Annotated in this window: 27 protein-coding genes and 1 riboswitch; of the genes, 25 read left to right on the plus strand and 2 right to left on the minus strand. The window is 30.7% G+C overall.

Features of this window, described 5'->3' with window-relative positions; translation table 11 throughout:
* The first annotated feature begins 40 nt into the window (after nucleotides 1–40).
* From JOC70_RS05720 to JOC70_RS05770, 11 genes are all read left to right on the plus strand, one after another.
* Entirely contained in the window at nucleotides 41–940 is a 900-nt protein-coding gene (locus JOC70_RS05720; RefSeq protein ID WP_204597930.1) for a fumarylacetoacetate hydrolase family protein, read from the plus strand.
* A 38-nt stretch (nucleotides 941–978) separates the two neighbouring features.
* Nucleotides 979–1,872: a dihydrodipicolinate synthase family protein gene (locus JOC70_RS05725; protein WP_204597931.1), complete on the plus strand. Its 894-nt coding sequence runs from the start codon at nucleotides 979–981 to the stop codon at nucleotides 1,870–1,872.
* 167 nt (nucleotides 1,873–2,039) lie between these two features.
* The gene (locus JOC70_RS05730) at nucleotides 2,040–3,506 is read left to right on the plus strand and encodes an aminoacyl-histidine dipeptidase (protein WP_279381237.1); all 1,467 of its coding nucleotides are present in this window, start codon (nucleotides 2,040–2,042) and stop codon (nucleotides 3,504–3,506) included.
* Nucleotides 3,507–3,772: 266 nt separating this feature from the next.
* Entirely contained in the window at nucleotides 3,773–5,779 is a 2,007-nt protein-coding gene (locus JOC70_RS05735; RefSeq protein ID WP_204597933.1) for a methyl-accepting chemotaxis protein, read from the plus strand.
* Nucleotides 5,780–5,855: 76 nt separating this feature from the next.
* Entirely contained in the window at nucleotides 5,856–6,410 is a 555-nt protein-coding gene (locus JOC70_RS05740; protein WP_204597934.1) for a rubrerythrin family protein, read from the plus strand.
* Between the two features lie 246 nt (nucleotides 6,411–6,656).
* Complete coding sequence (locus JOC70_RS05745; RefSeq protein ID WP_204597935.1) at nucleotides 6,657–6,809, plus strand: hypothetical protein; 153 nt, start codon at nucleotides 6,657–6,659, stop codon at nucleotides 6,807–6,809.
* A gap of 97 nt (nucleotides 6,810–6,906) precedes the next feature.
* On the plus strand, nucleotides 6,907–7,707 hold the full coding sequence (locus JOC70_RS05750; protein WP_204597936.1) for a hypothetical protein: 801 nt from the start codon (nucleotides 6,907–6,909) through the stop codon (nucleotides 7,705–7,707).
* Between the two features lie 231 nt (nucleotides 7,708–7,938).
* A complete protein-coding gene (locus tag JOC70_RS05755) occupies nucleotides 7,939–8,529 on the plus strand; it encodes an HD domain-containing protein (RefSeq protein WP_204597937.1) in 591 nt (196 codons plus the stop codon).
* Nucleotides 8,530–8,577: 48 nt separating this feature from the next.
* Nucleotides 8,578–10,092 (plus strand): sensor domain-containing diguanylate cyclase, encoded by a 1,515-nt coding sequence (locus JOC70_RS05760; protein WP_204597938.1) that lies wholly within the window; start codon nucleotides 8,578–8,580, stop codon nucleotides 10,090–10,092.
* A gap of 129 nt (nucleotides 10,093–10,221) precedes the next feature.
* Nucleotides 10,222–11,124 (plus strand): GGDEF domain-containing protein, encoded by a 903-nt coding sequence (locus tag JOC70_RS05765; RefSeq protein ID WP_204597939.1) that lies wholly within the window; start codon nucleotides 10,222–10,224, stop codon nucleotides 11,122–11,124.
* A 120-nt stretch (nucleotides 11,125–11,244) separates the two neighbouring features.
* Nucleotides 11,245–11,583, plus strand: a complete 339-nt coding sequence (locus JOC70_RS05770) for a cupin domain-containing protein (RefSeq protein ID WP_204597940.1) — start codon at nucleotides 11,245–11,247, stop codon at nucleotides 11,581–11,583.
* Nucleotides 11,584–11,641: 58 nt separating this feature from the next.
* On the opposite strand, the gene JOC70_RS05775 is transcribed toward JOC70_RS05770, so the two are convergent.
* Nucleotides 11,642–11,860: a DUF3892 domain-containing protein gene (locus JOC70_RS05775; protein WP_204597941.1), complete on the minus strand. Its 219-nt coding sequence runs from the start codon at nucleotides 11,858–11,860 to the stop codon at nucleotides 11,642–11,644.
* 189 nt (nucleotides 11,861–12,049) lie between these two features.
* Here JOC70_RS05775 and JOC70_RS05780 point away from each other — a divergent pair, with 189 nt between their 5' ends.
* Both JOC70_RS05780 and JOC70_RS05785 read left to right on the plus strand, forming a co-directional pair.
* The gene (locus tag JOC70_RS05780) at nucleotides 12,050–12,709 is read left to right on the plus strand and encodes an HAD family hydrolase (RefSeq protein ID WP_204597942.1); all 660 of its coding nucleotides are present in this window, start codon (nucleotides 12,050–12,052) and stop codon (nucleotides 12,707–12,709) included.
* An 84-nt stretch (nucleotides 12,710–12,793) separates the two neighbouring features.
* The gene (locus JOC70_RS05785) at nucleotides 12,794–13,639 is read left to right on the plus strand and encodes a YhjD/YihY/BrkB family envelope integrity protein (RefSeq protein WP_204597943.1); all 846 of its coding nucleotides are present in this window, start codon (nucleotides 12,794–12,796) and stop codon (nucleotides 13,637–13,639) included.
* A gap of 129 nt (nucleotides 13,640–13,768) precedes the next feature.
* Here JOC70_RS05785 and JOC70_RS05790 read toward each other — a convergent pair whose 3' ends face one another.
* Nucleotides 13,769–14,959 (minus strand): NAD(P)/FAD-dependent oxidoreductase, encoded by a 1,191-nt coding sequence (locus JOC70_RS05790; RefSeq protein WP_204597944.1) that lies wholly within the window; start codon nucleotides 14,957–14,959, stop codon nucleotides 13,769–13,771.
* Between the two features lie 350 nt (nucleotides 14,960–15,309).
* A riboswitch (SAM riboswitch) is annotated at nucleotides 15,310–15,429 on the plus strand.
* Nucleotides 15,430–15,516: 87 nt separating this feature from the next.
* Here JOC70_RS05790 and JOC70_RS05795 point away from each other — a divergent pair.
* The 12 genes from JOC70_RS05795 (at nucleotide 15,517) to ftsX (ending at nucleotide 26,219) form a co-directional block, all read left to right on the plus strand.
* Complete coding sequence (locus JOC70_RS05795; RefSeq protein WP_204597945.1) at nucleotides 15,517–16,842, plus strand: Na+/H+ antiporter NhaC family protein; 1,326 nt, start codon at nucleotides 15,517–15,519, stop codon at nucleotides 16,840–16,842.
* A 117-nt stretch (nucleotides 16,843–16,959) separates the two neighbouring features.
* Nucleotides 16,960–17,856, plus strand: coding sequence for a DMT family transporter (locus tag JOC70_RS05800; RefSeq protein ID WP_204597946.1), 897 nt, complete (start codon nucleotides 16,960–16,962; stop codon nucleotides 17,854–17,856).
* Between the two features lie 431 nt (nucleotides 17,857–18,287).
* Nucleotides 18,288–18,641 (plus strand): DUF6514 family protein, encoded by a 354-nt coding sequence (locus JOC70_RS05805; protein WP_204597947.1) that lies wholly within the window; start codon nucleotides 18,288–18,290, stop codon nucleotides 18,639–18,641.
* A gap of 193 nt (nucleotides 18,642–18,834) precedes the next feature.
* Nucleotides 18,835–19,203, plus strand: a complete 369-nt coding sequence (gene acpS / locus JOC70_RS05810) for a holo-ACP synthase (protein ID WP_204597948.1) — start codon at nucleotides 18,835–18,837, stop codon at nucleotides 19,201–19,203.
* 3 nt (nucleotides 19,204–19,206) lie between these two features.
* A complete protein-coding gene (locus JOC70_RS05815; RefSeq protein WP_204597949.1) occupies nucleotides 19,207–20,706 on the plus strand; it encodes an NAD(P)H-hydrate dehydratase in 1,500 nt (499 codons plus the stop codon).
* A gap of 100 nt (nucleotides 20,707–20,806) precedes the next feature.
* Nucleotides 20,807–21,424, plus strand: a complete 618-nt coding sequence (locus JOC70_RS05820; protein WP_204597950.1) for a germination lipoprotein GerS-related protein — start codon at nucleotides 20,807–20,809, stop codon at nucleotides 21,422–21,424.
* Nucleotides 21,425–22,585 (plus strand): alanine racemase, encoded by a 1,161-nt coding sequence (alr, locus tag JOC70_RS05825; protein WP_204597951.1) that lies wholly within the window; start codon nucleotides 21,425–21,427, stop codon nucleotides 22,583–22,585. It abuts the gene before it with no gap.
* Between the two features lie 117 nt (nucleotides 22,586–22,702).
* Nucleotides 22,703–23,023: a hypothetical protein gene (locus JOC70_RS05830; RefSeq protein WP_035309459.1), complete on the plus strand. Its 321-nt coding sequence runs from the start codon at nucleotides 22,703–22,705 to the stop codon at nucleotides 23,021–23,023.
* The gene (locus JOC70_RS05835; protein WP_035309460.1) at nucleotides 22,983–23,345 is read left to right on the plus strand and encodes a type II toxin-antitoxin system PemK/MazF family toxin; all 363 of its coding nucleotides are present in this window, start codon (nucleotides 22,983–22,985) and stop codon (nucleotides 23,343–23,345) included. The genes JOC70_RS05830 and JOC70_RS05835 overlap by 41 nt, the downstream gene beginning before the upstream one ends.
* Before the next feature lie 214 nt (nucleotides 23,346–23,559).
* Nucleotides 23,560–24,414 (plus strand): DUF6198 family protein, encoded by an 855-nt coding sequence (locus JOC70_RS05840; protein ID WP_204597952.1) that lies wholly within the window; start codon nucleotides 23,560–23,562, stop codon nucleotides 24,412–24,414.
* A 238-nt stretch (nucleotides 24,415–24,652) separates the two neighbouring features.
* Nucleotides 24,653–25,339 (plus strand): cell division ATP-binding protein FtsE, encoded by a 687-nt coding sequence (ftsE, locus tag JOC70_RS05845; RefSeq protein WP_204597953.1) that lies wholly within the window; start codon nucleotides 24,653–24,655, stop codon nucleotides 25,337–25,339.
* The gene (gene ftsX, locus JOC70_RS05850) at nucleotides 25,329–26,219 is read left to right on the plus strand and encodes a permease-like cell division protein FtsX (protein WP_204597954.1); all 891 of its coding nucleotides are present in this window, start codon (nucleotides 25,329–25,331) and stop codon (nucleotides 26,217–26,219) included. Before ftsE ends, ftsX begins: the two co-directional genes overlap by 11 nt.
* The last annotated feature ends 163 nt before the right edge of the window (nucleotides 26,220–26,382 follow it).

Consider the following 26,382-nt stretch of genomic DNA (forward strand, 5'->3'; position numbering starts at 1 on the left):
AAGAGGAATAGATATTGTAATTTATGTGAGGTGATGCATAATGAAATTCATATGTTTTAGGAAATCAGATAAAGAAGAGCTAGGTTTACTTTCTAAAGATGGCACTTTAGTAATAGAATTATCAAGCATTAAGCTAAGTAAAAAATTTACTGATATGAATGACTTAATAAACAATATATCCAGTTCTGATATTGAAATAATTCAGAATAGTTTACTTAAAAATGATACAACAGGCTTCACAACGTATCCAATACATGAAATTAAGCTCTGTTCACCAATTAAAAGACCAATTCATGACATTATTTGTGTAGGTGTAAATTATCAAAATCATTTGAATGAAACAAAAGAAAGTTTTGATAAAGAAAGTTTTAGTGAACCTAAAAGGACTGTTTACTTTTCAAAACGAGCAACAGAAACCATTGGGCCAGAAGATACAATAATAAGTCATATAAATATCGATGAACAATTAGATTATGAAGTTGAACTTGCAGTTATTATCGGAACTAAAGGTACAAACATTCCTAAGGAAAAGGCTGAGGATTATGTTTTTGGATATACAATCATGAATGATATTTCTGCACGAAATTTACAGCAGCAGCATCTGCAATGGTATAGGGGAAAAAGTTTAGATACCTTTACATCATTAGGACCTGCTATAGTTCATAAAAGTGAAATTCCATTTCCAGTAGAAATAAATGTTTGCAGCAGAGTGAATGGAGAACTAAGACAGAGCTCAAATACTAAACATTTTCTAGCGGACATTCCATCTATAATAGCTGAGATTTCTAATGGAATTACGTTAGAACCTGGTGACATAATTGCCACAGGAACCCCTTCCGGTGTTGGGATGGGATTTAAACCTCCACGATTTATGAAAGCTGGAGATGTAGTAGAATGTGAAGTTGAAAACATTGGTGTATTGAGAAATATAGTAGAATGACAAGTATTTTAAGAAATAACAAAAGGAGCGTATATATTATGAAAGCAAAGTTTTTGACCCCAGTAGTTACCGCATTTGATAAAGATGGAAATATTGATCATCAGGCAAATAAAAATGTTTATGATCATTTAATTAATGGTGGAGTAGATGGTATTGTAGTAATGGGTAGTACAGGTGAGTTCTTTACAATGACCATGGAACAGAAAAAAGAGCTCATTAAACTAGCAGTAGAATATATTAATGAGAGAACTCGTGTTTATATTGGCACAAGCTGTATGTCTACAGATGAAACTATAGAGCTTTCAAATTATGCTCATGAAGTAGGTGCACATGCTGTTATGATTATAAGTCCGTATTACTTTAGTCTTTCAAGAGAAAGCATTGAACTTTTTTATGACATAGTGGCAGAGAGAACCAAAGCAAATATTTATCTATATAACTTCCCAGATAGAACTGGATATGATTTGACACCGGAAATTACTTTAAGCTTGGTAAGAAAGCATAAAAATATTGTAGGCTATAAGGATACTGTTACAGTAATGGGTCATACAAGACAACTTATTGATGTAATGCATAAAGAGTTCCCTGACTTTGAAGTTTACTCAGGATTTGATGAAAACTTCGCACATAACATACTCTGCGGCGGAGCGGGATGCATTGGAGGACTTTCTAATCTTGCACCTGAAATATGCGCTGCATGGGTAAAGGCTATTAATGCAAAGGATTTTGAAAAGGTTGCAGAAATTCAAAAGATCATAAATGAAATGATGGCAATTTATGATATTGGAACGCCATTTATTCCTATTGTGAAGAAAGCGATGATATTGAGGGGAGTAGAAATGCAGGATTACTGCACAGTTCCATTTATTCAAGCAAATGAAGAACAAACTGCTAAAATTAAATCACTGATGGAAAACACAAAGTTAATATAAAATAAATGCCATGATAAAAACATTTTATCATGGCATTTATTTATCCTTATGAGATAAAGATGGTATGATGCTAACATTATTTGCAATATAGTTTCTAATTTATGTATTAAACTTGAAGTGTATGTTAAAATTATTATAATAGAAAAATGTAATTAAACGGTGAGAGGATGAGTGATTTGGATAACATACTTAAGGATTTATCCCCGAGTTTAGTATTTAGATACTTTGAAGAGATAAGCAGAATACCAAGGGGTTCTGGGAATGAAAGGGCTATAAGCGATTATTTAGTTGATTTTGCAAAGGAACATAATTTAGAGGTAATACAAGATGAAGCATTAAATATAATAATTAAAAAGGATTCAACTAAAGGATATGAAAATGCCCCAACTGTAATCTTACAAGGACATATGGACATGGTTTGTGAAAAAAACAATGGAACAGAGCATAATTTTGAAAAAGACTCTATTAAGCTAAAAATAGAAGGCGATTTTATAAAAGCAACAGGAACTACTTTGGGAGCAGATAATGGTATAGCAGTAGCTTATTGTTTAGCTATACTTGCAAGTAGTGATATAAAGCATCCTGCTATAGAGGTTTTAGTTACAACTGAAGAAGAAACAGGAATGGGAGGAGCCTCCAGTGTTAAGGGAGAAAATCTTTCTGGAAAGATTTTAATTAACATTGATTCAGAGGAAGAAGGGGAACTTTTATCTTCATGTGCTGGCGGTGTTAGAAATAAAGTTAGCATTAAGTTGGAATTACAGAAAGGACAAGAAGGCTTTATCCCTTATAAGGTTATTGTGAAGGGCCTAAAGGGAGGACATTCAGGAATGGATATCGATAAAGGAAGGGGAAACTCTAATAAGATTATAGGAAGAGTTTTAAATGATATAAATTCACAAATGGAATTATACATAGCAGAAATAAATGGTGGAGCAAAGATGAATGCAATTCCAAGGGAAGCTGAAGCTATAATCCTTATCAAAGAAGAAAATAAAAATCATTTACAGAATATAGCAAAAAAGTGGCAAGAAACCTTAAAAAATGAACTTAGGGCTTCAGATCCAGGAATAACTGTACAGTTAGAAGAAATGGATATAAATATAGATAAGGCATTCTCTAAAGAACTAACGAATAAGGTTATAGCAATACTTATGTTAATTCCTCAAGGAATACAAACTATGAGCATGGATATTAAAGGATTAGTTCAAAGTTCTACAAATTTAGGCGTAGTTACAACTGAATATGATAAGATAACCTTTGAAAGTGCTATAAGAAGTTCAGTTAAAAGCTTAAAGGATAGTATAGTGAAAGAAATTGAAAGTATCTGTAATGTTGTTGGTGCAAATATGAGCTTAGAATCTGACTATCCAGCCTGGGAGTACAGGGAGGATTCATATATTAGAGAAGTATTTAAAAATGTTTATAAGGATATGTATGGTTCAGAACCAAAAGTAACAGCAATACATGCAGGCCTTGAATGTGGAATACTAAAGGATATTTTAGGTGGTGTAGATATGATTTCCTTTGGACCAAATATGTATGATGTGCACACTCCTGATGAAAAGCTAAGTATTTCTTCAACTGAAAGAACATATAGATACTTCTTAGAAGTGCTAAAACAAATAAAATAATAGATGAATTTGATATTTGTAAAAGGCATATTTTCAAAGAGATATGCCTTTTATATTGTCATAATATACGGAATGATGATTGAAATGTAAAGTTATTTATTGACATAAAATAATCGGAGTGATACGATTTAAAATATTTAAACTTATAAAAATCGTCAGCGAATAACAAGAAAAGTTAAGAGTATATGCAAATTGATGTTAGAAAAGTATGTAAGGGGCCAATGCTTTTTTAGCATAAAAATAAATGACTACAAGGGGGACAATCTATGAAAAAATCAAAGAATAACAGACTAAAGGGATCCATAAAAAACAAATTAATATTCTTGCTTATAGGAATTATAGTAATTCCTATTGTAACTTTAGCACTTATTACTTATTCAAATGCAAAACATGTATTAGGGTCTGAGTTTAAGAAAAATTCTATGCAGATGGCTGAAAAACTCAGTTCAACCATTGAAACTTATATTACAGAAAATGAAAACAATATTAATATGTTAAGTAATAATTTAAACATAAGGGATGTCTTAAATAATAAGCCTGAGGAACTTCTCTATACATATAACGCACTTCAAAGCTATCAGGAAGTGCACACAGATTCAATGGCAGTTTATATTGCAACACATGATAAAAGGTTATTTGTTTATCCAAAAGTTAATTTGCCAAAGGGATTTGATCCAACAGCCAGGCTATGGTATCAACAAGCTATGAAAGCAGGCAAAATGACTTGGACAGAACCTTACGTAGATGAGGCATCAGGGAAACTAACTGTGACAGTTGCAAAGCCTGTAAGAAATTCTAAAGGTGAACTTATAGGCGTAGTTGGAGCTGACATATCATTAGATGTGTTATCTAAACTTGTCAGTGAAACCAGGCTGGGAAAAGAGGGACACTTTTTTATAGCCAATAGTAAAGGAAATATATTAGCTCATACAGATAAGGTGTTTAATAATAAAGAAATACCTGTCAAAGATATTTTAGATGCAGTGACAAGTAAAAAATCAGATACTATTGAGTATAGTTATAATGGTGAAAATAACTTTGCTGTTTTTACTACTAATAATAAAACAGGATGGAGTATAGTAGGAGAAATGAGTTACTCTGAAATACATGAAAGCTTATCAGTTATTTTTAAGGTGATATCCATAGCCGGAGTTATAATTATAATCATAGCAGCAATGCTAGGAATGATTTTCTCAAAACCAATGATTATATCTTTGCATAAATTAGTAAAGGATATGAAAGGAATTGGTGGTGGTGATTTGACAATAAGAAGTGACATTAAATCTAATGATGAGATAGGTATACTTGGTTCTACTCTCAATTCTATGTCTGAAAATCTAGGAGAACTGATAAAGGATATAAATAATATATCAACAGAAGTTACTTCCGCAGCAGATAGCTTAGCTTCAATGGCAGAAGAAAGTAGTGCTTCCACAGAAGAAATTACAAGAGTTATTGGAGAGGTTTCTAATATAACGGTAAATCAAGCTAAAGGAACTGATATGGCGCTTAGTAAGATTAAAGATTTGTCAAATAGCATTCAATTAGTTGCCAGTGCTATTAATGATTCAAAGGAAATATTTGATGAAGTTGATAGCTTAAATGAAAAGGGCATTGAAGTAGTACAGATGCTAACCCAAAGTACTAAAGAAAATAATGATGCAGCCCAAAAGGTTTCAAAAGTAATCAATGAAGTTGATATCAAATCAGATGAAATTGGAAGTATTATAGATACAATAGAAAAAATTGCAGCACAAACAAATTTACTTGCATTAAATGCCTCCATTGAAGCAGCTAGAGCAGGAGAAGCAGGTCGCGGATTTTCCGTGGTCGCAGATGAGGTAAGAAAACTTGCAGAACAATCAAAAGATGCAACAAGTAAGATAAGAGATTTAGTAATGGGAATTCAATCGGGATCCAAAAATGCAGTTAACACTATGGAATTTGCAAGTGAAATAGCTAGCCAACAATCAAATGCAGTGGTGAAAACGGAAGATATATTTATTAAGATAACCAATATGGTAAGCAAGCTAAGTGGGGAAGTAGAGAAAATTGTCAAGCTAAATTATGAAATGACTAGCAAAAAAGATGAAATAGTAGGGGTAATGGGAAATATAGCAGCATCTTCAGAGCAAACTTCAGCCTCAACTGAAGAAATATCAGCATCTACAGAAGAGCAGTTAGCAATTAGTTATGAGGTTTCAAAGACTTCAGAGGAACTTAATAAATTATCTCAAAAACTTAATGAAAAGATAGAAAGTTTTAAAGTGTAGTTTATAAATGGTATATAAATTTAACTTAGGCATAATAATATACTTGGAATAAATTATAAGAGAGGATGTGTTTGTTATGGCATTAAACAATGCAATGACTGCTGATTTTTTACGTTCGGCATATGGTGGAGAAAGTATGGCACATATGAGATATCTTATATGGGGGGAATATGCAGAAAAAGATGGATTTCCTAATATAGGAAGACTTTTTAAAGGAGTAGCATATGCAGAATGGGCTCATGCTAAAAATCACTTTAATGTACTTAAGGAACAAGTAGGAGATAGCACGGTTGCAGCGGGAGCAGTATTTGGTCATACTAATATAGTTGATAATCTTCAGGGAGCAATCAATGGAGAACTTCATGAAGTGGATCAAATGTATCCGGTATATCTTGAAACTGCAAGATTTCAAAATGAAAAAGATGCTGAAAGGGCATTTCATTATGCTCTAGAAGCTGAAAAAATCCATGCTAAGCTGTTTCAAGACGCTCAGGATAAAGCTAAAGAAGGAAAAGATATTGAAATAGACACTATTTATGTATGTCCAGTGTGTGGATATACAGAAATTGGGGACAATGTGGAAAAGTGTCCAGTATGCGGTGTAAAAAAAGACATGTTTAAGGCATTTTAAAGTGTGGCACGCTAAAGGTTGTGAAAAGAGATCAATCTTTAGCGTGTTTGCTTTTATAAATATTAAGATGATACCCTTTATAATAAAAAAGTCATAAGAATAGACTATCTATTTTTGTGACTTTTTTTGTGGAAATTGGTCAATAATAAAAATATACATAAAATTACTAAGCGATATTGTTCTATTTTAATTTTATAAATAATAAGAATGTATTATTTAAAGATATTAAACTAGGGGGCAAGCTGTATGAAGAATAAGTTTTCAAAGTTATATTTAGAACTTATAGAGTGGAGAGATGATGAAATTAAGTACGGTCATATGGAAAAAGCTAAGAGAATTCAAAAGGTAATAAGAAGAAAAAAGAAATGTTTAAATTATATATATAATAAATTCACTTAAAAGCTAGAATAATAGCAAGAGATTTAGCATATTATTTTGTATAAGGCATCTGTAAAAAGTGGAGTCACCTCGGGGATAAAAAAGGGGGAGAATACGTATGAAAAAGACATTAGCATTACTCATGAGCGTAATAGTATCAGGAGCAATATTTATACAATGTAAGCAAGCTGCTGTTAGTACAAGTAGTAATATAGTAGAGATAAGCAGTGAGGAAAATAATATATCAAAAGCTCAGCAAGCTGCAGAAGAGTTTGTAAAGGAATACTTCACATACAATCCTAATACTATTGGAGAGGTACTGGACAAGTCATCTTCTTATTTTCTAAATCCAAAGGATATTTTAGATGGAAAAGATTTTCAAGTAAAAATCATAAAATCAAAAAATGAAGTATCCACATATATTTTATCTACACTTGGTAGCAAAGTAGAGGAAAACATTAAAATTGACAATAAAGAATATAAGTCATATGTATTAAATTTTAAAATTGATTATATTTTAGATGGCAAACCTATTTACCAAGAAATTAAGTTAAGAATGGTTAATAAAGATAAAAAGTGGGTCATAGCTAGTTACGAATATAATGTGCTTCCTGAAATAGAAAAAGCCATGAAGGAAGGAGAGGATTTTGCAAAAAAGAATAAAGGAAAACTTCCTTCTGAGTCATTTGCCAAAACACATCCTGTTGAATGTGGAATATATTATATAGCAAGTAAATTTCAAAAAGAATATATAGATCAATATGGAATTGAATTTGAATTTTATAATATCATAAATGATAAGGATTTTGAGTTAATATTTAAAGTTAATAAAGACAATAAGGAAGAAATACAAATTATATATGTAACAATGCAAGATAATAAAACTTATAAAGTTGTCAGAGAGAAAACTATAAAATAAGGTTGTGCAGCAAAAAGTTGCTTCGCAACTTTTTTGTTTTTATTATATAATATAATGATATTACATACAAAATAAGCTTCTATCTTTGACCAGTATAGCAGTATGAAAGTTTCATTGATTTTATAATTTGCAAGGAGTATAATTTTGTATAGAAAGCCATCCTATGGATGGCTTTCTATACATATCAGATAATTAATATAAATCATTGATTATAGATAATGGGGGTAGAATATGTTTAATGAAAGACTTTCAAAGCAAATACAGTTTATTGTAGAAATTGATAAATTAAAACATATCTTTAGGCAAAATATTGTTACAGGAACAACAAGAAATGAAAATGATGCAGAACACTCATGGCATTTAGCTATTATGGCAATGATGCTTTATGAATATTCAAAGGTGCCTGTAGATGTATTACAAGTAATTAAAATGGTTGTCATACATGATCTTGTTGAAATTTATGCAGGAGATACATATTGCTATGATGAAAAGGGCTATGAAGATAAAGCAGAAAGAGAAGAGAGAGCAGCTGAAAGGCTTTTTGGAATGTTACCAGGGGATCAATCAGAGGAAGTTTGGAATCTTTGGCGTGAGTTTGAAGAATTAAAGACTTCAGAAGCTAAGTTTGCTGCTTGTCTTGATAGAGTTCAACCACTAATTCTTAATTATAATACTAATGGCCATACTTGGAGAAGGCCAGGAGTAACTAGTGAAATGGTATTAAAGAGAAATGAAATATTAAAAGAAAATGCTCCTGAAATTTGGGAATATGCAAAGGAAATTATAGAGGATTCTATCAAAAGAGGATATTTAAAACGTTAGAAACAGTATAATCTTAATAGCTTTAAATTAAGTTTTGGGGGCTAACTTATGAAAAATTTAGAGTTAACGTCTTTAAAAATCGTAGAAAGTATATTTATTTTAACTATCATAATTTTACTAGTTGTAAATATTACATTTTACAGGGTTGTTGTAAGTAAATTTCAAGTAGGTGTAAAAGCAAATGTAGTGGATGCTGTAAATGTCATCGATGGAGATAAATTAGATAGAGTCATAAAAAACAAATCTATGAATAGTACTGAGTACAAAGAAATTCAACTAGAAATGATAAAATGGAAAAATGATAAGGATGTAAAGTATTTCTATACAATGTATAGAGAAAGAGATACTATTCATTTCTTAGTAGATTCAGCGTTAGTTGAGCCATCAAAGCTTGGAGAAAAATATAATTTTGAAGAAGAAATGAGACAAGCATTTAAAGGAAAAGTTACTTATACACCGAATCCTATAAGGGATAATTTAGGTACATTTGTATCAGCTTATGCACCAATAAAAAATTCGCAAGGAGAAATCATTGCAATTGCAGGTATAGATGTTGATTTTGGAGTTTTTGTTTATATGAAATATAAATTTATTATAGATATAATAATTATTATATTTATGATTATTGTTGCATCAGTGATATTAAGAAAGCTAGAAGAAACATTAAGAAAACACAAAATTTTGTTTGAGAACGCACATGATATAATATTATATACAACAGAGGATGGACAAATTATTGACGGAAACAAAACAGCAGTAATAGAGTATGGATACAGTTACAGTGAATTAAAAACTAAAAGTTTAAAGAATCTTAGAACACTGGATTCTTCAAAAAACCTTGCTGAATGTGAAATTATAGATAATGAAGGCAGTGTTTTTGAAACAATCAACATAAGAAAAGATGGTACTACTTTTCCAGTAGAAATTAGTGCAAACTCTATTATTGTAAATAATGAAAGGATAATAATAAGAATAATAAGAAATATAACAGAACGTAAAAAGATAGAGGAGAAAGTTGTATATCTTGCCAAATATGATTCTCTTACTAATGTATATAATAGAGCTAGTTTAATGTCTAAACTTAATATAGCTTTAGAAGAAGCTAAAAAACATAAATATACAATTGCCGTTATATTATTTGATGTTGATAAATTTAAGGATATTAATGATACATATGGTCATTGTGAGGGCGATATGATGCTAAAAACCATAGCAAATGCAGTAAAGAAATCTATTAGAAATACAGATATTTTTGGAAGACTAGGGGGAGATGAGTTTTTAATAATCCAACAATTTATTAAAAATAGAGAAGATATTATTTGTCTTATGGATAGAATAATATATAATATTAAGTCTCAACCAATTAATTTGAATGATAATGAGCATTATATCAATATTAGTATAGGTATCAGCGTTTTTCCTAATGATGGAGATAATATAGAGGAGCTTGTGAACTGTGCAGATAACGCCATGTATTATACAAAAAAGAATGGCGGGGATTCATATAATTTCTACGAGTATTCAAAAAAGGTACTCATAAATAGCCTAGATAAAAGTGATTAAACAATTTAAAGCTGTATTTGAGTAAATTAATGCTCATTTATAGCTTTATTTTATATTTTTGCATTAAAACTATAAAAGATAAGCAAACTAAAAAATAGTATTATAGATCCTAAAAACGGAGGGGTACAAATGAGCATTTTAAGTGAAATTAAAGATAGATTATCTATATTTAAAAATCTTTATGATGTTATTAGGATTATTAATCCCGTTAATAAGAAGGTTATCTATAATGATGAGAATTATAATGTCGATATAACTAGCACTTGTTATGAGTTTTGGAATAAAAATAGAACCTGTGAAAATTGTGTATGTATAAGGGCTCTTCGAGAAAATGATACTTTTATAAAAATAGAGTATAAAGAAAAAAGAGTTTTTTTAACTATAGCATCACCGGTAAATATTAATGACTGTACATATGTGGTGGAACTAATAAAAGATATAACAATGAAAGCATTCGTTGTACAATCAGAATATAAAAATGTAGAAAAAATTAATGATTTAATTAGTAGATTAAATTATGCTATGATAACAGATCCTTTAACAGGAATTTATAATAGAAGATTTATTGATGGGCAGCTATATGTAGATATAAATGAAAATGCTATTAATAAATTGCCGATGTGTGTAATAATCTTGGATATTGATTATTTTAAAGAAGTAAATGATACATATGGACATTTAGCTGGAGACTATATTCTAAAAGAGTTCGGGAAACTTATATTGGAATCCATTAGAAAATCTACAGATTGGGTTAGTAGATATGGTGGAGAGGAGTTTTTAATTGTACTTAATAATACAAATAAAGAAGGAGCTATGGTGGTTTCAAATAAGATAAAGACATTACTAGGTAATAAAGAATTTATGTATGAGGGTAATAAAATAAATATCACTGCAAGTTTTGGGGTTTGTTGTTTAAAAGAAGGAAACATAATAAAGGCTAAGGACTTTATTAAATGTGCAGATGAAAATCTTTATAAGGCTAAGAAAACTGGAAGAGATAAAATAGTTATTAGTGAAATTAATGATGGGTAACAAATGAAACAGATATGAGGAAGATTTTGGGGTATAATTTATTTAGATAACAAAATTGGAACATGAAAAATTTAAAATATAGTATTAATCTTAAATACACTACAATGGAGGATATTTATTATGGATAAAAATTTTATTAAGAACATTGATTTTGCAAAGGCATTAAATTTAGAGAATCTTGTAACCTATCAAGAAGGTCAAGTAATAAGCAGAACTCTTTCTCAGAATAAACACTTGAGTCTAACACTATTTTCCTTTGATAAGGGAGAAGAAATAAGCTCTCATGCTTCAGGTGGAGATGCTTTTGTAAACATTTTAGATGGAGAAGCAGAGATAACAATTGGTGAAGAAAAGTTTGCAGTTAAAAAGGGAGAATGTATCGTAATGCCAGCAGGAATACCTCATGCATTACATGCAACAGAAAGATTTAAAATGATGCTAGTTGTAGTATTTGGATAATAACAATTAAAAGTCGCCTTTTGAAATGGCGACTTTTAAGCTTTGAAATTAGTTCTACTTAAAATGTAGGTAAGTTATTCAAGTTATTTTCCTCATTAGATTTAGGAGAAGAAGCTATGGTATTCACTCCATTCTGGTTTTTCTGAACAATTATAGAATCGAGTTTTCCACGTTTAGCCAAAGCTACTGCTTCTGTGAGGCTTCTTTGTATATTGTCATCTGTAAGTACATTAGTTATATCACCATCATTGTTTTTTCTAATCTTTACTATTTTCATGTTAATTCACCTCTTAATTTTTTTTCATTGAAAAGATGCTGAAGTTTAAAAAATAAAATCAGCATTTGTTTAAATAAAAGTTAAATGTTTATAAATAGTATTCCCAATCAAATAAAAAGTAATAATATTTTATAAATTTCGTATGATATAATAAAGTCCATTAACAACTAATGAAAGGGGATAATTATTATGGTGAAGGCTGTAATATTTGATATGGATGGAGTAATAATAGATAGTGAGCCACTTCATTTAAGCATTGAGGAAGACATATTTAAAAAACTAGGAATATCTATAGCATATGAAGAACACAATACGTTTATAGGAACTACTTCACATTATATGTGGGATAAGATAAAAACTAATCATAATTTAACCCAGAGCCTAGAGGAATTGGTACAATTAGATAGGGATACATATTTAGATTTTTTAAATGATGCATTAGATTTACAACCAATAAAGGGAGTAAAAGATCTCATAATTGATTTATATAAAAACAATATAAAATTAGCAGTAGCATCATCATCACCATTAAATGTAATAGAAAAGGTATTGAGCATGTTTGAAATAAGAGACTACTTTGATTACATAGTAACTGGAGATTATGTGAGTAAAAGCAAACCTGAGCCGGATATATTTTTATATGCTGCTGAAAAATTAGATGTTGATCCTAAGGAATGTGTGGTTATAGAAGATTCTCATAATGGGGCTTTAGCTGCAAAGAAAGCTAATATGAAATGTATAGGATACAAAAATATAAACTCTGGAAACCAAGATTTAAGTAAAGCGGATATAATGATTGATGATTTTAATGATATAAGCGCAGTATTCATAAAGGATTTGAGTAAGTAAATGAAGGTGATTTTATTTAGAAATCACAATTATAAATTTAGTGGCGTATAACTGCTTATAAATATAAGGAGGGGAGAGGTTTAAGTGAAGGTAAAATCACAAATAGATGTTAAGAGTATTGTTAAAAGGATTATAGATGATGAAGTTCCAGCATTAGCATCTGAATTATCTTATAGTTTAATCTTGTCCTTCTTCCCATTTTTAATTTTTTTAATGACATTAATAGGATATCTATCCCTAAATACCGAATTAGTACTTTTAGAATTAAGTAAGATATTGCCGGATGGGGCATATAAATTAGTTCATGATACAGTATTAGAGGTTTTACAAGGAAGGAATGGTAAGCTTTTATCACTTGGGTTCATTTTCTCCATATGGACGTCATCTACTGGATTTAGAAGTGTAATAAGAGGTCTTAATAAAGCTTATGATGAAAGAGAAAAAAGATCCTTAATAAAAGTAATACTTATCTCTGTTTTATGTACCATAGGATTAACTTTTATAATAGTTGTCACATTATTTTTATTAGTTTTTGGTGAAATATTTGGTTACTTTTTAATTAGAAAATTTTCCATTCCAGAATCTTTTATGTCTTTATGGAATATGGTAAGATATGTTATCATATTAACTTCCATGATATTTGTATTTGCTCTTTTATATAGATATACTCCAAGTAAAAGGCTTAGATGGAGGGAAGTAACCCCAGGTGCTATATTTGCAACTATAGGATGGATAGTGGTATCTGCTGGGTTTTCATTTTATGTAAACAACTTTGGAAATTACTCAAGGCTGTATGGAAGTATAGGAGCAGTTATTATACTTTTAACGTGGTTATATTTAACCTCCATCATTATAATGGTTGGTGGGGAATTAAATGCAGCGTTAGCCTTCGATAGAAAGGTAAAGGAAAATTCCAACATTTTAAGATAATATATAAAAAAGAAATATCTCTAACTTTAAAACACCTAAGTTTTCTAAACTATATGCTGATCAGACAGCCTAAGATTCTTAAAAGTGTTTTAAAGTTAGATGCTTTATTAAAGAGTATCTACAAAATTTTTATATTAAGCCTAATGAAATAATCTTTTCCTTAGAATAGCCCTCTCTAATTCCCTTTACTATTTTTATAGATAAGGAGGTATCCCCAAGAAGTATACAGCCAACTAGTTTATTATCTTTAAGGAAAAGCTTTTTATATATATGATTATCTTCATTCTTATAAGATAAAATATCACATTCATCATCAAAATATCCAGAGGAAAAAAGATTTGTATCCATTGAGGAGAAAATCGTAGATGAAACAAAATCTTTAAATATTAATTCATCTCCGCATGCATTAACACCTGCCACCTTCCCCATCTGAACAGCAGCAGGCCAAATGCCGTAGTTTCTACCGTTTAATTCTGCTACATCTCCGCAAGCATATATATTAGGTATATTAGTTTCCATTTTTTCATTTACTACTACAGATTTATCGGTTTTTATTCCACACTTTTCAGCCAATTCTTTGTTTGCTCTTATTCCAACAGAAAATAATACCATGTCTGTATCAATGGTAGTGCCACTTTTTAGTTTTATATTAGTTACATTATCATTGCCAAGTATTTCAACTAGCGAGTCGCCAAGAATTACATTAATGCCGCAATCACGGATTTGATTGCTAAAAATTTCAGCACCTTCCTCATCTAGCTGTCTAGGAAGAAGTCTTTGAAAAAATTCAACTACAGTTACATCGAGCCCTAAATTTTGTAGTTCCCATGCAGCCTCAAGGCCCAATAGACCGCCACCAATAACCACGGCTTTTTTAGAATCTTTTGCATAACTTATTATTTCATCTGCATCATTTATTGTTCTTAAGGAAAATACACCCTTTTTATCAGCCCCAGGAGTTGGTGGAATAAAATTACGTGCACCATTTGCAAGTATAAGTTTATCATACTTTAGGTAAGTGCCATCAGATAAAAATATCTTATTTTCTTTAGGAAGTATATTGTCTACTTTAGTATTTAGTTTTAAGTTTATACTATTCTCTTCAAACCAACTTTTATTTTTTAAATATAATTTTTTATTAGAAATTTCCTTAGCAAGATATTCGGAAAGAGAAGGTCTATAATAGCTATAATAACTTTCATCTGAAATCATTGTTATGTAGGCGTTTGAATTTTTCTGCCTTATAGCATCTGCAGCATAAAGTCCAGCAGCGCCGTTTCCAATAATAATAAAAGTTGTACCATTAGCTTTATTGTTCATATACTCAGCTCCCCATAGTTTAATTTTAACCCTAAGATTATTATACACTAATAATTATCAGATAATGATTAAGAAAGTAAACTTGAAAGAATTTTGTGATAAAAGTTTAATTGATGGTTAATACTGAATAGTTAATAGTCATTATTGAAATTTCACTAAGGTGAAATTTCTTCCTTTAGCAGGTCTACTTACATTTTTAATGTTAAATATTAGAGCTTTTTTACGAAGTGAAGCTTTCCTAAATGAAAATTCCATACTATATATCAACATTATCTTAAAATGTGGTAATTTTTAAAGGATTGACAATAAATTAGTTTGATGATAAACTATCCTTAAAATTTAATAAGAACTTCTTATCAAGAGCGGCGGAGGGACTGGCCCCATGAAGCCCGGCAACCCAGATACATCTGTTTTAATACATTTGTTTTGAAGGTGCTAAATCCAGCAGGTGAATACCTGACAGATAAGGGGAGAAGTGATAACTTCTTGTGTCTGTCGGCAAGGGGTTTTTTTATTTTCTAAATTAACTTTAAATAGTCATTATGGGAGGATATTAAATGAATAACTCAGTTGAAAAAAAAGGTAAGGCGACAGCATTACTACCACTAATAGTTTTTGTAGCAATATATTTATCAATAGCATTGATCAGTAATGATTTTTATGCTATGCCTGTTACTGTCCCATTTTTAATTGCTGCTGTGGTAGCATTACTTATGAATAAAAAAGAAAGCATAAATAGCAAAGTTGAGATATTTTGTAAGGGAGCAGGAGATCTAAATATTACACTTATGTGCTTAATATTTATCTTAGCAGGAGCCTTTGCGCAAGTTGCGAAAGATATGGGAGCAGTAGAATCTACTGTTAACTTAGGACTTAAGGTACTTCCAAGTAATATTTTAATTTCAGGTATATTCATTATTGGGTGCTTTATATCCACTTCTATAGGAACTTCTGTAGGAACGATAGTTGCACTGTCTCCAATGGCTGTAGGAGTAGCTGATAAGACTGGTATATCAGTGGCTTTAGTGCTAGGATCAGTAATTGGCGGAGCAATGTTTGGCGATAATTTATCAATGATTTCGGATACAACAATTGCAGCTACTAGAACTCAAGGATGCGAAATGAGAGACAAGTTTAAAACTAACTTCTTTATAGTTCTGCCAGCGGCAATCATTACAGCAGTGATATTTGCAGTAATTACATCAGGTAATAATGCTGCTTTATCTGGAAACTATCAGTATAGCATTGTAAAGGTACTCCCTTATTTATCTGTACTTATAGCAGCACTTTTGGGAGTAAATGTAATTTTAGTTTTAGTTGGTGGAGTAGCGCTTTCAGGTATAGTAGGAATTGCTACTGGATCTATGGGAGTTATAGCTTTTCTTCAATCTATAGCAAAGGGAATAGCAGGGATGTCAGAACTAGTGATAGTATCACTTGTAATTGGAGGAACTGTAGAGCTTATTAAGCACAATGGAGGCATAGATTTCTTGCTTCACTTTATAACAAGCAAGGTAAAGTCCAGAAAGGGTGCCGAGCTTGCCATAGGACTTTTAGTTACTTTAGTGGATGTATGTACTGCTAACAATACTATAGCTATAGTAACCACAGGACCTTTAGCAAAAAGTATATCTTCCAAATATAATATAGAACCACAAAAAACATCTAGTCTACTAGATACTTTTTCGTGCTTTGCTCAAGGAGTTATACCATATGGAGCTCAGCTATTAGTTGCATCAGGTATTGCAGGTATTTCACCATTTTTAATAATGAAGTATTTGTACTATCCATATCTAATTGGGATATCTGCAGTTATTGCAATAGCATTAGGATTCCCTAAGATAAAGAATATGGAGGCAGGGGTTCTAGAAAAAGTAATTTAATCAATAATTAGATATAAGTTATTATTTTGAGTGCAAAATTATATTGAATTTTGCACTCTTTTAATTTCTAATATAATATAGAATATGGGAAAATAACATAGTGGGGTGGATGGAAAAATGATAAAACTTCAATCAAGAACAAAAGGATTACTACTTGTTATCATAGGGGCTATGCTATGGGGAATATCGGGTACTGCTGCTCAATATTTGTTTCAAAAAAAGGGATTTAGTCCTGAGTGGCTTGTTGTAATCCGTTTATTAGTATCAGGAATAATTTTATTAACATACGCAGTCATAAGAGAAAAACAAGACATATGGAAGATTTGGAGAGCTAAACATAACTGTTATAGTCTTATAATTTTTAGTATTATTGGAATGTTAGGTGTACAATATACATATTTTGCTGCCATTAAACATGGCAATGCAGCAACAGCAACTATTCTACAATACCTATCACCGGTGATAATTACTTGCTATTTAGCTATTCGTACTAAGAAATTTCCAAGCATACGACAAAACATAGCTATTGTCTTTGCTATGTTAGGAACATTTCTTATAATTACAAAAGGAAATATGTATAGTATATCAATATCTAAGTTAGCGTTATTTTGGGGAATTGGTGCAGCCTTTACATCAGCTTTTTACACGTTATATCCTCGTGAATTACTTGGCAAATGGGGATCTACACTTATAGTTGGATGGAGTATGCTTATTGGTGGAGTAGCTTTTAGTTTTATACATCAGCCCTGGAATTTTATAGGACAGTGGTCCATTAATTCCATGGTTGCTGTTATGTTTGTAGTATTATTTGGCACCCTTGTTGCTTTTTATTGCTACTTGGAAAGTTTAAAATATATACAGCCAACAGAAGCAAGCGTATTATCCTCTATGGAACCTTTATCCGCGGCGGTCTTATCTGTACTGTGGCTAAGAGTTCCACTTGGCAGTGTAGAATGGGTAGGGATAGTATCTGTTATAATTGCTATTATAATTTTATCTAATGTAAAAAAATAGGTGCCTGATATATGTTATACTTAAATTTATTATAAGTAATATATCGGTAATAAGTATAAGAGTTGTACTATTCTTTATAGCTACTACTCTTATTTTATTAGAGTAAATTAATGTGATAATTACATAATTAATAATAAATAGGCTTTTAATGTGAGTTTTAAACCTATTATAATACTGAAATGTAAAATATTACATAAAAAATTTTAAGTAGAAATTAACTTAATTTACACTATAATTCGACATGAAAAAATCCAGATAAATACAGTTATTCCCATTGCATGGATAAGTATTCACTATTAGGAAGTGTTTTTTACCTTCTTTGTCATATTAGATAAACAACTTGTCCAAACCACAGTTCATAAAATGACAGGTTTCTTGAATCTTAAATGTTATTATATTAATATAACTTAGCGAGTGGGGGGAAATGAATTATGATAATAGTTGAAAATTTATCAAAAATTCATCAAGGAGAAGATATGGAAAAGACTTATTTTTATAGATTGATAAAGGATAAATTTAATCTTAATTATGGAGATGAATTAATAGAAGTACAGTCCTATGGAATAGAAATAGAAAGACAGGATAAGGTAGAGGGAAATATAGTAAATATAGAAAGAGATTATATAAAGAATATAAGTCCTCAAAGACATAAAGTACATAGCCTTTTGAAAGTACTGCATGATAACACTGTGTCACCGATACATCTTATAGATATAGCAGGGGATTATGTAGACGAGTATATCAATGATTTTGATAACGTATTAAGAGAGATAGCAACTAACTAATAATAAGTAACTAGAGGCCAACAGCCAAAAAGCAGAAATAAAAAATGGTTGTGGATAGATAGCATAAATATAAAATTTAAATTTGATTATTTTATTATAGGGTTTATTATGGGGATTAATTAATATAGAATTAATGATAAAATAGAGATATAGATCTCTATTTTATTTTTATATAAAAAAGGCGGTGATAAATATGATAGGGGGAACGGGCATAGACATAATTGAAATATATAGAATAAAGAATGCTATGATGAAAAATAATAATTTTATATATAAGATATTTACAGAAAGAGAGATTGAGTATTTTACTTCAAGGAATTTTTTGACAGAGGTGATTGCAGGTAATTTTGCTGCAAAGGAAGCCATAGCAAAAGCGTTAGGAACTGGATTTAGAAAATTTTCCTTAAAGGATATAGAGATTCTTCGTGATGAACTTGGAGCACCTGTAGCATTTTTACATGGAAGTTCAAAAGAACTTGTAAAAGAGCCCTATAAACTTCATGTATCAATATCTCATAGTAGAGAAAATGCTATAGCCTATGCAGTTTTGGAGGTGTATTAATATATGAGAATAGGTACTGCAGAAGTTATAAGAAAAATTGATAAATATTCTATACAAGTTTTAAAAATACCTAGTATAGTGCTTATGGAAAATGCTGCACTTAAAGTTGTAAAAAATATTGATATTGAGAATGTGCAGAATTGTTCAATCATATGTGGCAGGGGGAATAATGGTGGAGATGGACTAGCAGTAGCCAGGCATCTTCATGTAATAGGAAAAGATGTAGGTGTATTTTTATTGGGAGGAGAGCAAGGGCTTTCAGGAGACTCTCAAATTAATTATAATATACTTTTGAACATGGGAGTTAAGATAATATCTATAAATAATATGGAAGATATAAATGAAATGAGAGAGTACTTAGAACAAGCTGATATTATTATAGATGCCATATTTGGAACAGGTTTAAATAAAAATGTTGAAGGTATATATAGTGCAGCTATATCTGTAATAAATGAAAGCAAGTCCTATATCTTATCTATAGACATACCTTCAGGGTTAGAATGCAATAGTGGTAGGGTACTTGGGAATTCTATAAGGGCTAATAAAACTGTGACTTTTCAGTTATATAAAAAGGGATTTTTAAACTATGGTGTGGATAAATATACAGGAGCAGTGGTTATAGAGGATATTGGCATACCAAAGGAAGCAATTCATAAGTTCCATGAAAATGAATATATAATGGATGAGAATTTTATAAAACGAAGCATTATTAAAAGAAATAAGCATAGCTATAAAGGAGATTATGGAAGAGTTGTCATTATTGCAGGTTCTAAGGGGTTTACTGGGGCTTCGTACATAGCAACTCAGGGAGCCGTAAGAAGTGGAGCAGGACTTGTTACGTTGTGTTGTGATGAAGAAATACAGCCAATTTTAAGTTCTAAACTTATAGAAGCTATGACTTTACATTTTAAAAATACGGAAAAGTTTAAAGAGTTATTAAAGATCAGCAATTGCATAGCTATAGGTCCAGGAATGGGCAATAATGAAACTACATTACAATTTGTAATGGACACTTTGTTAAATGCAGCATGTCCTGTAGTAATTGATGCAGATGGATTAAATGTTCTTAAGGGTAACCTTCATTTATTGAAAGAATCAAAAAACAAGGTAATAATTACTCCACACTTAGGAGAAATGTCTAAATTAACGGGATTAACGATAGAAGAGATAAAACAAAATCGAATGGAAGTTGCACAAAACTTTGCGCAAAAGTATAAGTGTATAGTACTTTTGAAGGGATATAATACCGTAATCACAGATGGGAATAAAACTATTATAAACCCTACAGGAAATAGTGCTATGGCATCAGGAGGCATGGGAGATGCATTAACAGGCATAATTGCATCTTTTATAGCACAAGGATACGAGCCCCTAAAGGCAACAAGCATTTCGACTTTTATACATGGATACACAGGGGAGAAGCTTTCAAAGAAAATGTTTTGTGTAAGTGCAAGTCAACTTTTAGAAGAACTTCCTTATGTTATTAAAGAGCTGATGGAGTAATTAGGCCGAAATTAAGTGATATAATTTGGTTTTAATTAGAATAATGAAATTAAGGCAGGAATAGTATTAATAATAGAGAGTAAAGTTCAGGGGGAATTTTATGAAAAAATTATTGTTAATATTAATTGCTGCTTTTTTTATGACGGTTTTTGCTGGGTGCTATTTCAAAATAGATAAAACTCAGAAAAGTTTAGATTATATAAAGTCCTTGAAAAGTTATACTAGTGATGCTCACATTATACTGCAAAATGATAAGCAAAATATAGAATATGATATGAAACAATACTATAAAAAGAATATGGGAGTCAGATTAGAATTAAATTCGGATAGGATTTATATATGTAAAGGTGATAAAATATATGTGAATGATACTAAAAGTGGATTTAAGTATAGCTTAAGTGGAGATTTTGAGAATATTGTAAAGTTAAGTTCTGTAGGGGAGTATATCAGACTGATTTATACCAATGAGGAAATTAAGACCTATTTTAAAGATATAAGTGGAATTAAATATCAAGTACTCGAGATATATCTATCAAATCTAAATAGAAATTTAGACAAGGGGAAGCTCTATATCAATACTGAAACTAAGCTTCCTGAGTTTGTTGAAGTATATGATTTAAATAATAAAGTTAAATTTAAAGTGCTTTACAAAAACTTTGTGGCAAATGCAGAAATTAATGAAGAGTTATTAAGTACAGAAGTGAAGGGTGGAATTTAAGTGTTCAGACATCTAAGACCAGTATGGGCAGAAATAAATTTAGATAATTTAGCTCATAACATAAAGGAAATTAAAAGAGTAACAAAAGCTACGGAAATTATAGGAGTAGTTAAAGCGGATGCATATGGTCATGGAGCTTTAGATATAGCTCCGACCTTACTTGAAAATGGAGTTACAAGACTTGCAGTAGCTGTTTTGAATGAGGCAGTAGAGCTTAGAAGGGGCGGAATACAATGCCCCATTATGATTTTAGGATATACACCTCCAAACTTAATAGATCTTTTGATAAAGTATGATATAGAGCAAACGGTATATTCTTATGACTTAGCAAAGGAAATTTCAGATAAAGCTTTAGCGGAAAATAAAATAGGGAAAATCCATATAGCTTTTGATACAGGAATGGGGAGAATTGGTTTTTTACCTAGAGAAGAAGATATAAGTGAGGTAGAGAGAATTAGTAAGCTTCCTAATATAAAGATAGAGGGGATTTATTCTCATTTCTCTACAGCAGATGAAAAGGATAAAAACTATACGTATGAACAATTGAAAAAATTTAATTGGTTTTATAATATATTGCAGGAAAGAGGAATACAAATAAATATAAGACATATAGCAAATAGTGCAGCTATTATAGATATGCCTGAAACACATTTTGAAGCAGTAAGGCCTGGCGTTATATTATATGGCTACTATCCTTCAGAAGAGGTGGATAAAACAAAGGTATGCTTAAAACCTGTAATGTCTTTAAAAACTAACATAGTTCACTTAAAGAAGGTTCCAATAGGGGAGTATATAAGCTATGGAAGAAAATTTAAAACTGAGAGGGAGAGTATTATAGGAACTCTACCTGTAGGCTATGCAGATGGCTATACAAGATCTTTAGGAGAAGATGCTAAAGTAATAATAAACGGGAAGCTGGTACCCGTGGTAGGAAGAATATGTATGGATCAATGCATGGTTGATTTGACAAATGTACCAGATGTAAACTTGGGAGATGAAGTTATACTTATGGGAGAAGATAGTGAATTGAAAATGACAGCAGATGAATTAGCATCTATATTAGGCACTATTAATTATGAAGTGTTATGTATGATAAGCAGAAGAGTTCCTAGAGTCTATGTAAAAGATAAAAAAGTTATTAAAATAAGAAGTTATGTATAAAATTTCCAATTGCGTAAATAATAAAAAATACAAAAAAATTTTGACATGACTATGATTATAGTAATATAATTGTTCTGTACATATCTTTTGCATAGGTTAATAGGAGGTATAGATTTAATGTCAGATTCAAAAAAATTGGTAGTAAACCTCTCAGAAACACTTAATAATGAATTTAATAAGGCACTTAAAGAAGATTCCAAAAAAAGAAGTCAATTTATTAGGGAAGCTATAATACTATATATTGAGGAGAAAAAAAGAGCAAAAGAAATGGAGCTAATGAGAAAAGGTTACATGGAAATGGGAAATATAAACCTAGAATTTGCAGAGATGGGCTTTGCAAGTGACATTAGAGAATTAAAAGAATATGAAGCGAAGCTTCCGGAGTGTGATTGGTCCCATGACAACGATAGTGAAAAGAGGAGATATATTTTATGCTGATTTAAGCCCTGTAGTAGGTTCAGAACAGGGAGGCATAAGACCTGTAATTATTATTCAAAATGATGTAGGAAATAAATATAGTCCTACTGTAATTGTAGCGGCAATAACTTCACAGATTAACAAAGCAAAATTACCTACCCATGTGGAAATTTCTTCCGAGGATTATGGTTTAAATAAAGACTCTGTGGTATTGCTAGAACAAATAAGAACATTAGATAAAAAGCGACTTAAAGAAAAAATTGGACACATGTCTAATAGCGATATGAAAAAAGTAGATGCAGCACTTTTGATAAGTATAGGATTGAATATAGGATTGAAATAATAGTAAGGGCTCGGAGTGAGCCCTTATTCTTATATATAAAATAAACAAATGCTTAAGTGTGAATAGCAAAGAATTTTTGTAAGATAATAAATATGCAAACATCTCAATAAGTTGATTTGTAGGGACTTATAACTAAGTAAAAGGATTATATAGATCATGTGCGGAATTATGAATAGTTATCAAGTAATAAAAGAATGTGGAGAAGGTGTTATTTGTGAAAAAACTTAAAGAATATTTTTTAATCACATTTGGGGTGTTTTTGGTATCTTTGGCTGCGGAGCTATTCTATGCTCCAAATAACATTGCAGCAGGAGGGGTTATAGGAATAGCTATAATTGTAAATCACTTTTTTCCATTTCTAGAAATAGGTACTATTTCCTTAATGATGAATGGAGTATTATTTATCGTAGCGTTTGTAGTTATAGGCGGGAAATTTGGAGCTAAAACTATATATGCCAGCTTAGCTATGTCTTTGATATTATGGATAATGGGTAAAATTAAGTTTCCGCCAAGTATTATGACTCATGACCTTTTTTTAGCATCAGCTTTTGGAACTATAATATCTGCAATAGGAATGGGAATAACCTTTAATCAAAGAGCATCTACAGGAGGAACGGATATAATTGCAAAGATAATGAATAAGTTCGTACATATTCCAATAGGCAAGGCACTTTTATCCGTAGATTTCATAGTAACACTATCCTCAGCAATATCCTTTGGAATTGAAGTAGGAATGTATTCTTTGTTATCAGTAATATTTAATGGAATGATAATCGATTGGTATATTGAAGGATTTAATGTCTGCAAGCAAGTTGTAATAATAAGCTCTAAGCATGATAATATAAAAAAGTTTATAATAAATGAACTTGATAGAAGTTGTACGATTTTTAAAGGCAGGGGCGGATACAACAATGCTGACATTGATATTCTATATACTGTAATAAATAGAAGAGAGTTTATTAGGCTAAAGGATTATATAAGAGATACAGATAATAGAGCATTTATTACTGTGGGAGAAGTACATGAAGTTCTTGGAGAGGGATTTCAGGATATTTCATTAGAAGATTAAGTCAATTAATGGTAAATAATTAGGAAAAAAGTTTGCTCGGCAAACTTTTTTTATTTGCAAGAATTAAGTTAAATAATAAGCAGTTAAAGAATATTTACTATTAATTACTAAATATTAACTAAAATTTTTATTGTAATTTAATTTTTTATTTTATACACCTATGTTATAATAATATTGCATGTTAAGGGAAATTATGATGAAGAATGTTACTATATGTATAAATAAGGGAGAGGTTGAAATGATAGAATTTAGGAATGTTACGAAGGTGTATGGAAAAAATATACCGGCACTGTCAAACATCAATCTGAGTATAGGTAAGGGAGAGTTTGTGTTTTTGGTAGGTCCAAGTGGAGCTGGTAAATCCACATTTATCAAGACGCTTTTAAAGGAAGTAGATCCAAGTATTGGAAGCGTTGTGGTGAATAATGTAGATATAACTACTTTAAAAAGAAAGGATATACCTTATTATAGAAGAAAAATAGGGGTAGTTTTTCAGGATTTTAGACTTATACCTAACCTAAATGTATATGAAAATGTAGCTTTTGCCATGAGAGTTATAGAAGCTCCTATGAAAGATATAAAAAAGAAGGTACCAGCAGTTCTGTCTATGGTTAAACTGTCAAATAAACATAAGGCATTTCCACATGAGTTATCCGGTGGAGAACAGCAAAGAGTTTCACTTGCAAGAGCTTTAGTTAATAATCCGGCTCTTATTATAGCTGATGAACCTACTGGTAATTTGGATCCAGATACGTCAATGGAAATAATGGACATACTTAATGATATAAATAGAGCAGGTACTACAATATTAATGGCAACCCATGCGAAGGATATAGTAGACAATATGAAAAAAAGAGTAATAGCCTTAGAAAAAGGTAATTTGGTAAGAGATGAACAAAGGGGGTCATACGGATATGAGGATTAATACCTGCAAACACTTTTTTTCAGATGCGTTGAAAAGTTTTAAAAGAAATAGAACTATAAGTATTGCATCAGCTGCAACAGTAGCTGCAACACTTTTCATATTAGGAGTATTTTTGCTTACAATATTAGATGTTCAGCAAGTAGTAAAAGATGTAGAATCTAGAGTTGAAGCAAAGGTGTTTTTTAATCAAGATGTAACTATTGCACAAAAGAAAGCAGTAGAAGAAAAGATAAATTCTCTGGATGAAGTAGTAAAGGTTACTTTTGAAAGTAAGGCAGAAGCTATGGAAAAATTTAAGGAACAAATAGGAGAAGAAAATAAGCTTCTTGTTGAAGGACTTGAAAAGGACAACCCTCTACCAGATGCCTTTGTTGTAAAGGTAAAGTCTCCTGAAATGGTGTCTAAGGTAGTAGAAAGTGTTAAGGGGATGGAAGGTATATATGAAATACAGGATGGTAAAAAGATAGTAGATACTATAGTTAAAATTACAAGTACTATTAAGTGGGTAGGCTTGGCTTTATTTATAGTATTAATAGGAGTATCCTTATTCCTAATTGGAAATACCATTAAGATTACGGTGTATTCTAGAAGAAGAGAAATAGGTATAATGAAATACATAGGTGCTACGGATTGGTTTATAAGATGGCCTTTTATAATAGAAGGTATGCTTATGGGAGTTATCGGTGCAGTAGTTGCTTGTGGTGTACTTTATTATGCATATAATGCAGTGTATATTAGAATGTCTTCAAGCCTTATGATGATACAGCTTGTTGAGCCTATATATGTGTTAACTACTATATCATGGCAGTTTATAATTGCAGGAATAGTAATAGGAGCAGTGGGAAGTATACTTGCAATTAGAAAATTCCTTGCAGTATAAATGTTAAAACTCAAGTATGAGATTTTTTAAATAAACAATTATATGAGAATAACTACTATTAAAGTCGCTGTAAAGCGGCTTTAATTTGATTTATACTAGTTTATTATAGGGAAAAGTTTCATTAAGATGAATTTATCATCAATTATTTACTAATTATTATTTA

The organism is Clostridium pascui, from assembly GCF_016908015.1.
GTDB classification, from domain to species: Bacteria; Bacillota; Clostridia; order Clostridiales; family Clostridiaceae; genus Clostridium_AK; species Clostridium_AK pascui.